The following is a 14,696-nucleotide window of genomic DNA, read 5'->3' on the forward strand; positions in this document are numbered from 1 at the left end:
AGTTTGTCTATTCCGGAAGATAAATTAGCATCTCATCAAAGTAAATGAACTCGGAATTAGCCCCTGTTTTCGCATCTATTTTTAAGGTATATGCAGTGACCCCATCAAAAAGCTCTGTAGTGGCGATATTCCATTGTCCCATATATGCTGTTTCAATATCATCACCTTCAGGGTCATCATCACCTATAATATCTATAAGTGTTATAGTCTCGATCACACCACCTTGTTCTACTTCCGCAGTGATAGTCAAAAAATCATCGTCTTCCCAACTGGTATCTCCGGGGAAAAACTGTATTCGTATACCTGTTCGGGGATGAACGTTTGGATCTATCACAACCCGATCAAAAAGAATGGTCAGTACCCCATCAGTATCCTCAAGCCTATATGCTTGCTGGCCTCCATCAAAAAAACCTCCTACCAGAGAACCGTCCGTAGTAACTCCAATATTCTCATCATCGAACCCTGGGCTACTCACACTAAAATCTGGATTTGAGAAAAAGGTCCTAAAACCAATTTCATTTTCACTTATGGGTCCAAGTGCCGTATGTTGAACAGAAGGTTGTCCCGGGTTATTGAAAAGTTCTCCTTCTGCAATGGGGTCGGCCCTTTCATAGTCGCCTGGTGAACCAAAAGGCTCTTCAAAGAAAGTTCCCCCAATATTTGGTGGCGGTGGAAAAATAAATTTTAAGGAAAATGTTATCGCTTGGTTAAAAGCAGGGTTGTCCAATAGCTCTGGACCTGCCTCACCCCCATTGTTCATATTGGTGCCACTATCGAAGTCAGTAAGGTTTCCACTGAAAATTCCGTTCGTGGTGGTCACCGTAGCTACAAAATCCAAAGCTATGGTAATATCAAACTCTTCGGGGATTAGATTCAATGCCGCTAAAATATCACTGCCCTTAATGACCAAGTCATTCGGAAAAGTCGTTATAGTAACAAACTTATCTACAGTTACATCTGCATAACTCATAGACAACTCGTAGGAAATAATATTATTGTTGGGATCTTCGATGCGATGCGCAAACTCTGTAGTCTCAATCGCCAAAAAATCAAGTGTAAAGGAAGTTGGTACAGTTTCCCAAACTACCAAACCGCCCCTAGTAAAATTTTCACCCAAAATATCGCTGGTATCGTTACAGGATATTGCAAATACCAATAACAGTAATACATATATTTTTTTCATTGTGTACATTGTTTTGTTATTTGATAAAGCCAGCTGGATTCGTATCCCAAAAAACCTGGGTCGTAATGGAACGCTGACTTAGTTGATTGTTATTGTTTATAGCATCTTCGGGTACCGAAAACGACCTTGGAAAAGGAGTATTGCTATCGAAAATCGGTGAATTGAAAATATTTGGCAAACCTGTGCGCCTATAGCCATTGTAGGATTCGGTCGAATTGCCGTATGATGCCAAGTAATACTCTTTTAAAACAATGTTAAGCTTTCCATTATCATCTGCGACTGCATATGCATCCATAACCTCGGTTACATAAGCATCCACTTGTTCTTGGGTAGCAGCAAAATCGGAATCGGTTGCTACGCCACCTGCAAAGTTCAATACCTTGTCCATTGATTTTCGTATCCCGGACTCCAGTAGTAGTGCTGCATCATCATTGGTCCCCAGGGTCAGTGCTGCCTCAGCCCTTAAAAAATCTACAAATGAGGATAATAATATAGGTAAGATTCCTGCTCCAAGCTGGCTTTGTGTAGCTATAGCAAAATCTGGATCACTGGGATTGTCCTCGTCAAAAGTACCGCCAACGGGATATAGACCGTACGTTGCCCTAAAAATAGCGTCGGTGGCCCTTGCTCTGGTATCTCCATGGTCTCTACCATAATACGAATTACCCAAATAACAAAAATCAAAATTGCTCGACCCCACACAACCCAACAGTGCATCTGATGGATCTGCATCGCTCTGACGGTAAACATAGTATCGAATCCGTGGATCTGATTCGCTTTTATCGTTCAGCAACAAGTTAAGAAAATCGTTGCCCAAAAACGATCCGAATCCACCTGGCTCGTAACCCACGTTAAAATCTGGATGACGGCTGTTGGGATCTACAGCACTTGTTCCATATTGGAACTGAAAATCATCCTCTGGTTCAATTAAATCACCTTCCTCCAATAGCGCATTGATTTTGGCGGTATCGCCCATGTTGACCAACATCTTTAATTGTAGTGATTTTGCCAGCTTAATCCATTTCTCGGCGTCACCATCATAGAACAAATCATCTACCGGAGCTATTGTGGCATTATTTAAATCATCAATAGCTATATCTAACTGCTCTAGTACAGCATTGTAGATAGCCTCATCATCTTCTGGTTTGGGATTAAGGATACCTTCATCTGGCCTATTGGCTTCGGAGAAAGGGATATCCCCTAAATAATCCACCATCATTATTGTGGAGAAAGCGATCAAAACCTTTGACATTGCCCTGTGAAACAATAAATCATCATTTCCTTCCGCTAAATCCTCTATAATGATCGCATCCTGTGAATAGGCAAAATATTCTGTGTATTCACCATTCAAGACCGTTGGTCCAGCTACATCTGTGTAACTTTCGTTCAGATAAGTATAGCGCATCACTTCATCTGTGGTCCGGTTTAAACTTTGAATTAAATCCGCCGTTTCTTTCTGTACATTGTTCAACAGAAAGTTTGGGTCTGCTTGATCAGGTGTGAGTAAGTTTGGGTTTTCTTGAAAGCTTTCATCAAAGGCGCCCAACTCGCACGAAGCAAAAAGCACTACAACAAAAATGCTTGCCAGTATTGTTATTTTTTTCATCTCGTTTGATTTTTATTAGAAGTTAACGGACACCGTTAACGCATATCTTTTAGTCGTAGGTGTTGACAAACCGCTAGTTTCCGGATCGTAATTGACCCCTGCCGGAAAATTGGGTGCACGAAAAAACACGTTCCTACCGCTCAAGGTAAAGTCTACACTGGAAAATGGCAGATTTTTAAAGGTCTTTCGATTGAGATTATAAGAAAGGGCAACCTCACGAATTCGAAATACAGAAGCATCGAACGTATTGTTTTCATCCGCCTCATAAAAGTTGGAGAACACCGCATTGTTGCCCGAGACCTGAATATTGTTCGGTATGGTATTACCATTGACATCCAACAACGCTTGTCCCGTTGATATATCACCAAAGACACCAGGTATTACAAAACTACCTTCCCTGTTTTCCGTATCGGTAGTAACGCCCCTCTCAAGTAAAATTTCGAATAAAGAAGATTCTTCATCACCACCATGGGCATATTCCATTTGTGTCGATAATGTGAAATTTTTGTATCGGAGTGTATGGATAGTAGTAGCTCTAAAATCTGGCTGTACATTTCCTATAATTTCATCTTGCAAACCCACATCATCGCTGGTAATAAGAACGCCTGTAGCTGGATTTACCAAAGCGTTTCCTTCAGAATCACGAACCACATAACTGCCCGTAAATATCCCCAGCTCTTCGCCTTCGATCAAAAAAATGTTATCGTCTGGATCTATTCTTCTTGTAATATCCCCGGGTAAATCGACCACTGTGGACTTAAAAGTCGTGAACGTATTCCTGATATCCCAATTAAAATCTGAGCCCCTGAACAATTTTATGCCCAAATCCAATTCAAGACCTTCAGTGTCAACCCTTCCGGCATTGATAACCGTACTTGTAAAACCTGTGGCAGGAGCAATCCCGGTCTCAAATATTTGATTTTCAGAAATACGGGAAAAAACCGAAGCCTGAAACGTTACGGCATTATTAAAAAAGTTACCTTCAAGACCCAATTCAAATTCCTTGTGGAGCTCTGGTTCCAAATCTGGATTGGCAAAACGACCGAACAAAGAGTTGGTTACAATTAGATTACCATTTATATCACTAAACTCCCTTGGGTCTGATGACAGGCTCTGTCTTGTATTAAATATACTGGGAAAGCCAGAAGAAGTTGCATAAGCGCCCCTTATTTTTAAATAATTGATGAAGCTATCGCCAAAATCGAAAGCAGAGGTAGGTATAAAGGATAAGGAAACTCCTGGATAGAATAAATTTTGATTTTCTTTTTCAACTGTAGATCCTTTATCCAATCTACCTGATAAATTCAAATAAAGATACCTGTTGTAATCAAAATCGAACTGTCCAAAAACACCTAAGAGATTGTTCTTCGTCTCATCGTAATCCCCTTCTCCTGGGGTTCTAAAATTATTGGGACGTAAAAAACCGTACACTATTTGATTGGTGTATTCAGAATCTAAAGACCTAAAGGTCTCATATCTTGAATTTATACCTAATTGTGATTCAAAACTCAGTTTGTCCGAAATTTGATAATTGGATCCAAAGATCAAGGTGTTGTCCACGTCGAATTCTGCATTGGCCCTAAGGTTTAACGAACCCAAAGATGCCTCATCTCCCAATCCTCCACGATTCCTAAAATCCAAACGATTGTTCGTTTCAACCTGAAGTCCTCCTCTGTAGGTCAAGCTATGGTGCTTTCCCAATTGATAGTTTAAATTTACAGTTCCATTTACTCTACGGATAATATCTTCTCGGCCCGTATTGTTTATTGTCCACCTTGGATTCTCGCGATCGGTACGATAATATACATTGCTTCCATCAGCTGGGTCTTGAAAAGGTAAATTCTGAATATCCAAACTTCTGGGGATAATGTAAAGGTTGGAAAGAATATCCGAGCCATCATCATCATCAGTATCGATTGCTGTGTACGAGTTTCTTTTTCTGGAACTAAATGACAACGAAGAAGATAATTTTAACTTATCGGTTAGCTGAGAAGTTCCACCTACACTAATATTAAACCTATTAAAATCATTATTACCCAGTATACCTCCTTCATCTGTATATCCCAAAGAGAAATTCAATGAAGTTTTTTCTCCCGTTGCGGTCAAATTCAACGAAGTTACACTCCCTATGCCCGTATTGAAAAAGTCGCGCACATTGTTGGGAGCCGCTTCAAAAGGAACTTCGATACCCGAAAATTCTGGAAAACGGGAATCATTTGCCAAAGGGTGCGGCACAAAATCCAAATCTGTAAAGCGCGCTCCGTTACTCCCAAGATTTCCTATGGTACTTGCATCGGTAACTCCATTATTCCCAGCCCCAAACGTATTTTGAAAATCAGGTAGATTAGCTACCGTATTGGTATATGAGGTTTGTGTTATGTTTGCCGTAAAACTTTTCTCGCCAACTTTTGCACTACCGGCCTTTGTTTCAATAAGAATAACACCGTTTCGACCTTGACTACCATATAAAACCGATGCGTTCAAACCTTTTAAGATGGTAATATCTGCAATGGAATTTGGATCAATATCAATAAGATTTCCGGAAAACACCACATTGTCCACAACGATTAAAACGGCATTGCTTTCACTTAACGACAAATTACCCCTAACCCTTATGTTGGCGGTCGCTCCACTACTACCATCGGTAGGAAAAATTCGAACCCCTGATATTTTACCTTGTAACGTTCTGGCCACATCGGCTTCAGGACGTGCATCTGTTTCATCGGTATCTACTTTAGATAGCGCATATCCCAACGCTTTTCTTGATTTTGCAATACCCTGTGCCACTACCACAACCTCATCCAATTCGCTAGTACTTTCTTTAAGGGTGACACTCATAGAGGCTTGCGCCGGTAATTCTTTTCCAAGAAATCCTATGGATGTAAAAACTAAGATTGCGCCTTCTTCTACATTGAGCTGAAAATTTCCGTCAAAATCTGAAGCCACTCCATTGGTCGTTCCTTTTTCTATAATGGAAACTCCCGGTAATGGAACTCCCAAATTATCCAAAATCTTCCCTTCTACCCTAAGCGTTCTCTGAGGTATTTCTTCTTCTTCAGCAGCTTTGTTTTCTTGAGCTGGAATAGGCTCAACTTTGGTCAAAATCACTTGTCTTCCCCTTATTTTATATGATGTCCTGGTCTGATCAAAAAGTGAACGAAGTATATTATGGATTCTTAACTGTTCTACTTTGATGGACACTTTACGCTCCAAGTCAACGTTTTTGATGCTATAAATGAACTTGAATTCTGTAGAATTTTCAATTTCATCCAAAACTTGAGCGATGGTAATATTGTTTACATCTAAGGTTATTCTGGTCCTCTGTGCATAACTATCATTGGCGTTCATACAAAACACCATAGCAATAAGAAGTAGAGAGGTCAGTTTCATTTTTAAGTCAAATTTGAAAGTAGGCGGGTGGTGCCCTCCTCCCAATTGAAGTTTTTTCATATTTTTGAGTGTTAATTTTGGTTATTTCAGATAGAAATAATCACTTGATTCAAGCCGGGAAATGCTGCAACATTTTCCGGTTTTTTATTTCTATCGTACCAGTTAAAAATTACCTTGAGTTTGTTTTAGCGTTTTAGTTTTTTTTCATTGGCGTTATTTTATATAGATTGTGTTGTTTTCGATGATATAATTCATATCGTAGCTATCCTTAAAATAGCTGAGGATATCTTCTATGGTTTCATTATCAAAACTGGCATTAAAAACTTCTTTGTCAAAATCTGGATTCTCGCTTATTATGGATACATTATAGACCCGTTCCAGTTTTTTCGAGATGTTCTCAAACGTCTCATTTCTGAATACTAAAACTCCTTGCATCCAAGCAGTATAAAAACTGATATTCACATTAGTTTTACTAACCAGTCCTGTTCTTTCATCTAGAACACCTCTTGTTCCTGGAGTCAATCTTGTTGTATCTGTATCCGTACCTTTGGATAAATCGACAGAACCTTCTACCAAGACTACTGCGGTTGTCTTATCTTCTTCATACAAGGAAACAACAAACTGTGTTCCCAGTACAGTTACATCCAATTCATTGGCATTGACCACAAACGGGTGTTCCTTGTCCTCTTCAACATCGAAAAAAGCTTCTCCGCTAAGAAAGACTTCCCTTTTGTGGTTTGGTAAAAATTTTATGGGATATTTTAAGGATGTGCCTGAGTTTAGAGTAACCTTGGTACCATCGGAAAGCACTAAATCAAATCGTTTTCCATAAGGAATGGTCAGGGTATTATACACCAATTTTTCCACAACAACTTCATTGGAATAGACCAATTGATTACCAGATTGTTGTCCTACTATATTACCTTTTGGGTCAACTACTTGAACACTACCATCATTTTTGATAACTTCTACATTTCCATTATCCAATTGTAATGTTATAGCTTCATCAGCGGGAATAAGATTGAATTCATCATCTGATATAAAATCTCCCCTTAGATAAAGAAAGCCTGTGGCAAACAATCCAATAAAAATAGCAGCTACTCCAGCTACTTTTTTAAAGCTAAATGTATTCTTTTTTTTATGGGCGGATTGAAGTATTTCCAGATACATTTGGTCGGCTTCTACATCATCCATATCGGGAAATTTTTCCAGCAATTCAGAAACAGCATCAATTGTTGGAACATCCGATAAATCTTCTGAAGTTCTAAAATAGGCTACGATTTGTTGAATTTCTTCTTTACTACATTCCCTTTTAAGGTATTTTTCGAAAAGTTCTTTCAATTTAACTGATTCCATCAATTTTGCTATGGGTGTATAGTTATAATACCCTTGAGTGGAAAAAGAGTACTACTCATTGCCTCTTTTTTTTTGAAAAAAATTCAATAAAAATCATAATACATTGCATATCAAATACTTAAATATCAATATTTATTAAAAAAGAAAAGATTCTAGAAGTAACTAAGGCTCATAATCACCAAAGCAGTATTTATATCCTTGTTTTCAAGGATAAAATTGCGAAGTGTTTCCAATGCTTTGCTCATTTGACTTTTAACGGTACTTGTAGAAATACCAAGCTCTTGGCCAATGGTTTCATAACTCTTGCCTTCGTTTCGCGACATTTCAAAAATTATACGTCTTTTAGGGGGAAGCTGATCTAAAGCTTTTTGTCTAAGAACTTCTAAATCTGCTTCACGCATATATTTTTCTGTTGTATTCGCAGATTTTTGGCTCCTGTAAAAGATTTCCTCCCGCAACTTGAGATTATTTGCTGCTTTCTTGAGAAATTTGATATTCTTATTTCTGGTAATCGTAAAAAGATAAGACCTGAAGGAAAGTTCTGGGTTTAAACTTTCCCGTTTTGTCCATACCTTTAGAAACACCTCTTGGACCATCTCTTTTGCATAGGCTTCGGAAGAAAGCATACCTAGACTAAATCTATACAATTGATTCCTGTAGCCATCAAAAAGTTCTCTAAAAGCTTTTTCGTCACCTTGTGAGAGTTTCTTTACCAACAACTGCTCTTTATGTAATTCCCTTTCTGTCATTTTAACAACAGTTGAACCTATTTATATTCGGTTACCGTTACGATAAGTTCTTTAAACGTAAGGGACTTGGGGCACTACAACTCATAAATTACAGAAAACCATGACTGTAACCCATTAAATCGTATTACCAAAGTAATTGAAATCAAAATAAACAGCAAGAATTATTTAGAAGGGTTTGTCATTTAGGAAATAACAAACCATAAAAATAGAAATTGCCATGTTCTTGGATAATTCTAAGAGTATTTTTTTTTGAAAATCATTTATTCTTTTAAGATAATACATTCTTTATACTCTTAATGGTCTAGTTGGACATTATATCTCTAATCAGAAAACCATGTAAAATACCTTTCTACAAGAATCGAATGGATTACCGCTTTTAAAAAGGGAGACCTTTCTATTAACTGGAATATTGGTATTATTTATCAGGATATGTCCTGTTAACCAAAGAGATAAGTTTGGCAATAATGCATTTTAAAGAGTTTTCCGGTATTATGTCGAGAAGTGACATTACTAGTTTCCCCTAGTTCGTTTTTCCCTGTACCTCGATAATCGCTATGAAAACAAAACTAGACCTTGTCATTGTAGATGACTCTCCTTTATGGTGCAGTATTGCCATGAGAATAGCAAATGACCACCCAGAGCTTTCACGACCAATAAGTTTTACCGATCCAGTTAGTGCATTAGAACATATAAGGCTTTTTGGTACCGACCTTGTAATAACCGATATGGAAATGCCCATACTTTCAGGAATTCAATTAATTAATGAACTGAAAAGCGGTACTATGTCGGTTGCAAGCTCTACAATACATGACTTTTCACAAAAAGTAAGCGATTTGGGATGCCTCGGATTTCTTCCAAAACCATATACCGTAGAAATGTTCGAAAGGATTATTCAAATTGCTCTAATGGAAAAGCATTTACTATCCAATTTCCACGAAAGTTTACAGCATAATAATTTTCTTTGTGCCTAAATTTAAGCTTACGACACTAATGCGAAACGCTAATCGTAATGATAAAGAGAGATTAGTTTTTCCCGAGTATCCATAGTTCAATCTTTTTTAAAGCCTGCAGTTTAAAAATTTACACCCTCTGTCTTCCATCATCACGCCGGAATTCCGTACCATGTCTTCTTTCTATATAACCAAACACTATTAAACCAAGAAAATAAGCGACCAAATCCAATGGATCAGCTGTATATCTGTCGTCAACTTTAGGGAGTAAAATCTCGAAGTATATACAATACAAAACGGTTACGCAAAATTGAAGAGCTAAAGGAATTTGTAAATCACTATTGGATTTAATATGGCGAACAGCATATAGTGCTATTTTGAGCACTAAGGGAATGCATAAAAAATCATTCAAATGATTGTTCACAAGTTCGGGGAGGTAAATTCCAAGTCGCTGCGAAGTGTAAACCAGAGATGCAAGTAGCAAGAAGAAAGGGAAATAAAATTTTTTCATCAACTTCATTTAACGTCTAAAAAAATCGTTCACTAAATGTGTTTAAGACCTAAGCAGCGATATAACCAAACAAAAAAGCCAAAAAAGAGCCGATAGCGAGAACAATGATCCAAATAGAGTACAAGAATAGCGCAATAAATCTAATAAGCAAGTTATCATGATCTTTTGCCCGTTCAAAGAAAATAGTTATGCCATTCTTCTTTTTTGTTTTTTCTAAGTCTATTTTTTGTTTATCCTTTACCTCTCGATCTAATTTTCTTTTAAGAACTATATTAATCAGTTCACCACATTCTTCACAGTAGTCTTTGTTTAAATTTACCGTTCCGCACTTCAAACAAGTTCTGTAGGTTTTGTTTGCCATAAATAATTTTATTACTGGTCAAAGATTTTTGATATGGGTGGGGTAATAAAGACTATCCTTTATCGCTATGGTATAGTCGCAGTATTATAACTGTATAAATAAAGTTATCCAATTTGATAAGAAATACCAAAACATATGCCTTTTAAAAGGATACTTTAGAGGTGTTATTCTTGTACCGCATTTTAAAATAAAACTGATGATCATCTATATATGTTACAACTTGTGTAGCCTTTGAGAAAAGATTATTACTGCTGAAATAGACCTGTGATACAAATCAAGTATGGCTTTTACTTATAAATCCATAGAAACTCTTGGGGGGACATACTATATTTCAGAATCTTTGGATTTCCTTAAGACGATAGAATCATATGGGTCCATAGTAGTTTCGTCTTGTCCTTCTCCAAAGAAATAGATAAATACACATCCAATAACAAAACACAGCAAAAAGAAGCACATCAGGCTTAAATAGTTGATCATAAGTAGGTTATTTTGATGTAATTTACGATAGTCTTTATAAAATAGATGTTCAAAAAAAACCTTTTCGATGAAATACAATGAATGTTATGTTTAAAAAAGGATAAAGCGTTCTGTAAATGGGTACTATTTTCCAAGAGCGATGTCCAATAAACTTTGGAACATGTGTCTTATGATACATTATCTGATTTCAGAAAGTAACACATGACAACCATACTATCTCTCTAACTAAAAACGGACATTGTTTTTGGCAATGTGTGTAGCAGGATATTTAATACGTACTGAAACCCTACCGTCATTTATAGTTCCGGGACCAGCTTGTATAAAATCTGGTTTTGAAGTTCATTTCCAATCCAGTCATGCATTTGGATTTTCCGTATTTTAGACATTTAAAATCCCTCAAAAGTCCAATCTGCCTTGAAGATTCCCATTCTTGCTTTTTTTGTACTATCGATTCAACTAAGCATTTCCCAAAGCTATGTTATAAATGAGGAAAACACTTCTCAAAAACAATTTGTTCCCAATGATAAAACCTACATTTTTGAAGATATTGATGGAAACTTAACCTTTAAAGAGGTTGCAGGCCCTGCTTTTCGGAACCAATTCAGTCCTCGTAGGCCAGATAGTGAATATCAAGAAACAAGTAATATATGGATTCGGCTCACAATACATAATGCCACAAATTCAAGAAAAGATTTGGTCATTTACTCTAACGATTGGGATGTTCAATTCTTTTCCTTGGATGATATTGATGGGAATTTGTTCCCAGACCCACAGGGAGTCTTGGTAAAAACCTATAATAACCGGTTGTACAGCGGTGAGGATGCTGATGGAAAAATAAGAGATTATATAGATCCAGATGTAACCAAGACCTATTATATAAAAACTAAGGGATTCTTAGATGGTTTGGCTTTTAAGGACTTCGATTTTGTTGCTATCAGTGATAGAAAAATTGCTGATACCAATGCCTTGTTCGATTTATGGAGTATTGGTATTTATACAGGGATATTACTCCTTATCCTATTTGGAAACTTTTATCTAATGGTTACTGCATTTAAAACAAGTTATCTGTTTTATGCACTTTATAGCTTTTGTCATTTATTCTTCTTTACCGGATACTATCAGATACCTACTTTATTTTCGTTCCAATGGCCCTTTTCCCACAGCTTATTTTTACCTATGACAGCTATCTTGTACTTGACTTTTATTCATAGCTACCTTAGTTTGGCCGCTTCTAAAAAATGGGTTAGTTTTCTTTTTATTGGCTATATGATCTTGGGTGGTTTGGCCATTAGTGTCCTGCTGTACTTGAACTTAACGAATATGGTATCTTATTATAAGCTATTACCATTGGTAAACAAAATCAACTTTTTTTCAATTTTCCTAGGAACTTTACTGCTCATTAAAGTTCCTGGCAAGCTCAAATACTTTGTCTTCGCGGGCACACTCTTTATTTTAATAGGGGCTTCAGCAACTTGGATAACACAATATGAAAATGCCTATGCCCAAACTTTCTTTTATTCAATTGCAGGAAACGCTCTAGAAAAAATAACTTTTTTGTTCGCGATTTTTTATCTACACAATCAGGAACAGACAGCTTCCCAAACTAAGTTAATGGACACCCAGAAGCAACTGGAGCTACGTCAACAGCAGCTAAAAAATTTCTACAACTCCATAAAAGAAAAAAATCGATTAATAGAAACTTTTGAAAAGCAGATAGCACAATCTAAGGCCAACCAGTCCCAAAAACAGGAGTACATTAAAAAATTGACCAACTCAATTATTCTTACCGAAGAGGACTGGGATAATTTTAAAACAGTTTTTGAAGAAGTCTATCCCAACTTTTTCTTTACCCTAAAGGAAGGTTATTCACAAATTACCCAAGCAGAAATTAGACTTATCGCCATGCTAAAATTGAAATTGAACAATAAGGAAATTGGTGCTATGCTAGGAATTAGTCCCGAGAGCGTTGTTAAGACAAAATATCGTTTGAAAAAAAAACTGGCCGAGACCAGACAAGGAAACCTAAATTCATTCTTAGAAGAATTCTAGTGCGGATAAATTTCTCTTATTTTATCAATACTTTCTAGATACCTGTTTTTACTGTGCTTTTCAGATTGTCCATGGTTTTGTCCATTATCGTTTCTAGGTAAAAAAACTTGGTAGAGATAGTTTTGTTTTCAGTTAACCAAGTAAATAAATTCATAATGAAAACAGTAGATTCGAGAAAGTACTTAAGCTTTTTTTTACAACTTCTTTTAATAATGGGGCTTATAGTATCAACGTCATGCAGTAAAGAGGAAGACTCTTTGACCCCTACTACAGAAAATGTAGAGGACCCTACACAACCGTCGACAGATAAAGATGGTGAATTATCAGAATCAGATGGAATTTCAGAAGATAGCGTAGCAGTGAATCTTGGGAACATTGGATTATTTATAGATGTACGTGATATTGCAAAGAAGGGTTATAATCCATCAACTGCGGAGGTTACTTTAAAGGCGTCAGAAATAGCATATTCCAAAATACTTGACATCAATCCCCTTACCAATTATGCCCAAGTTTTGTTTGACATAGAGGATTTAACCAGCGCCGCAGTGCAAGAATTAAAAGAAGGTGTTGCCATGGATATTAGTATTAAAGACGAAAATGGTACAGAGTTAAAATCCCAATCATTTTCGGCTGAATCTTTTAGGGAGAATGGTACACAACTTAAAATTGATGCCTCAGGACTTGCATTCATAAACAATACACTAAAGTTCAATCCTGAAATTTCATACTACGTGCAACCCATGCGAAATGGCAAATCCATGGATTTATCACTAGGGGCCTCAGATCAAGATTTATTTGGAGGAACTTATCGATTTGTAAATTTGATAGCACATTCTTTTAAGTCTAACTTTGAATTGATCAATCAATTCCATTTATTGCCAGTTCAGGGTAAAGAGAATACATTTTATTTTAAAAATGCTTGGACAGGCGAATATTTTTATCTTGATGCCGATTTACCTTTCTTTCTACAGGGGCCTATTAATAATGAAGGAGAACTCACACGTGCACACGAGTTTCTGTTAGAGGTAACAGAATCTGGGAATGTTACCATAAAAGCTTTTGAAACTAAAAGCAATGACCTAGTAGACATCCATATTCTTAAGGATGAATCTGACAAAGAATTCCCTTTTTTATTTCCCAATGCCTATGAAGATAAGCGGGAAGTTGCCGAGTTTAGAATTATAGCAGGCTTTGCGGAATGGAATATGGAAAGTATAGGTCAAGCAGAATTTGCTCAACCCGTACTGCCGCCTGCACAAACAAGCTTTCAGTTCAATCAGACTTTAAGGAATTGTACAACAGGAGCTTTATCAAGTACAATCCAAATCGAGGAAAGTATTGAATCTACCTCTCGTTTTGGTTGGGAAGAAAGTATTGAATTGGCTTCCGAACGTTCCACTACATACTCTGCATCCGTAACATTATCAACCTCGGCTAAATTCTTCGGAGTAGGAGTAGATGTGTCGGCTACAGCATCAAGCGAATATAGTTCTACCACAAGCTTTACCAATGCAAAATCCAAATGGAACGAGGGAGAAGTTACAAGAGGCCAAAACTTATCTGTTGACCGTACCATAGAAGTAGAACCAGGAAAAGCAGTACTAGCATATGATGCATATCAACTGTATGAAAACATTGAAGTTCCCTTTATGAAAAAAGTTAGAATACGTGGTGTAGATTTTAAGACAGGTATCTCTTTTACCGGTGAAGAAATCAAAGCACAATTTGTTTTCAACAATACCGAAGGTGTTATTACCGAAATTGGAAGTGATTTTATTGAAGCATCTATACGAGGAAAAGTATTTATAGATAGATTGGCCAGAGGAACAAGTGAAGCCAGGGAAGTGGAAAGCAATTGTAACTAATCTCACTCACTCAATGCTACAACACTTAAGATGTTTGTTCATCTTTAAATAAACTTGGTTGCTGGAGCGATTGTTTTCTTAGGAAAGCAATCGCTCCTTCTATTGTACCGATGTAAAAGCAAAAGACTATCGTTAACAATCATAGTCTTATGATTCAAAAAAGCCTACTGGAAAGAACTGGTCTCCCTGAACTCACGTC

General features: G+C 36.9%; 10 protein-coding genes. 3 read left to right on the top strand and 7 right to left on the bottom strand.

The features are described from left to right. Positions 1-7: 7 nt before the first annotated feature. The 5 genes from LV716_RS18290 to LV716_RS18310 form a co-directional block, all read right to left on the bottom strand. Positions 8-1,183, bottom strand: a complete 1,176-nt coding sequence (locus tag LV716_RS18290) for a hypothetical protein (RefSeq protein WP_163419217.1) — start codon at positions 1,181-1,183, stop codon at positions 8-10. A gap of 16 nt (positions 1,184-1,199) precedes the next feature. Next, a complete protein-coding gene (locus tag LV716_RS18295) occupies positions 1,200-2,789 on the bottom strand; it encodes a SusD/RagB family nutrient-binding outer membrane lipoprotein (RefSeq protein ID WP_163419218.1) in 1,590 nt (529 codons plus the stop codon). A gap of 15 nt (positions 2,790-2,804) precedes the next feature. Continuing rightward, positions 2,805-6,239 (bottom strand): SusC/RagA family TonB-linked outer membrane protein, encoded by a 3,435-nt coding sequence (locus tag LV716_RS18300; RefSeq protein ID WP_163419219.1) that lies wholly within the window; start codon positions 6,237-6,239, stop codon positions 2,805-2,807. Between the two features lie 153 nt (positions 6,240-6,392). Further along, complete coding sequence (locus LV716_RS18305) at positions 6,393-7,535, bottom strand: FecR family protein (protein ID WP_163419220.1); 1,143 nt, start codon at positions 7,533-7,535, stop codon at positions 6,393-6,395. 152 nt (positions 7,536-7,687) lie between these two features. Beyond that, entirely contained in the window at positions 7,688-8,284 is a 597-nt protein-coding gene (locus LV716_RS18310) for an RNA polymerase sigma factor (RefSeq protein WP_163419221.1), read from the bottom strand. 554 nt (positions 8,285-8,838) lie between these two features. Here LV716_RS18310 and LV716_RS18315 point away from each other — a divergent pair. Continuing rightward, the gene (locus LV716_RS18315; RefSeq protein WP_163419222.1) at positions 8,839-9,255 is read left to right on the top strand and encodes a response regulator transcription factor; all 417 of its coding nucleotides are present in this window, start codon (positions 8,839-8,841) and stop codon (positions 9,253-9,255) included. Between the two features lie 109 nt (positions 9,256-9,364). On the opposite strand, the gene LV716_RS18320 is transcribed toward LV716_RS18315, so the two are convergent. Together LV716_RS18320 and LV716_RS18325 are read right to left on the bottom strand one after the other, a co-directional pair. Next, entirely contained in the window at positions 9,365-9,745 is a 381-nt protein-coding gene (locus tag LV716_RS18320; protein ID WP_163419223.1) for a hypothetical protein, read from the bottom strand. A 49-nt stretch (positions 9,746-9,794) separates the two neighbouring features. Then, a complete protein-coding gene (locus tag LV716_RS18325) occupies positions 9,795-10,106 on the bottom strand; it encodes a hypothetical protein (protein WP_163419224.1) in 312 nt (103 codons plus the stop codon). Between the two features lie 891 nt (positions 10,107-10,997). Between LV716_RS18325 and LV716_RS18330 the strand changes: the two genes are divergently transcribed. Continuing rightward, entirely contained in the window at positions 10,998-12,632 is a 1,635-nt protein-coding gene (locus LV716_RS18330; RefSeq protein WP_163419225.1) for a 7TM-DISM domain-containing protein, read from the top strand. A gap of 155 nt (positions 12,633-12,787) precedes the next feature. Then, positions 12,788-14,497 (top strand): hypothetical protein, encoded by a 1,710-nt coding sequence (locus tag LV716_RS18335; RefSeq protein WP_163419226.1) that lies wholly within the window; start codon positions 12,788-12,790, stop codon positions 14,495-14,497. Positions 14,498-14,696: the final 199 nt, after the last annotated feature.

Origin of the sequence: Flagellimonas sp. HMM57 (assembly GCF_021390175.1) — a bacterium.
In the GTDB taxonomy this organism is placed as follows: domain Bacteria; phylum Bacteroidota; class Bacteroidia; order Flavobacteriales; family Flavobacteriaceae; genus Flagellimonas.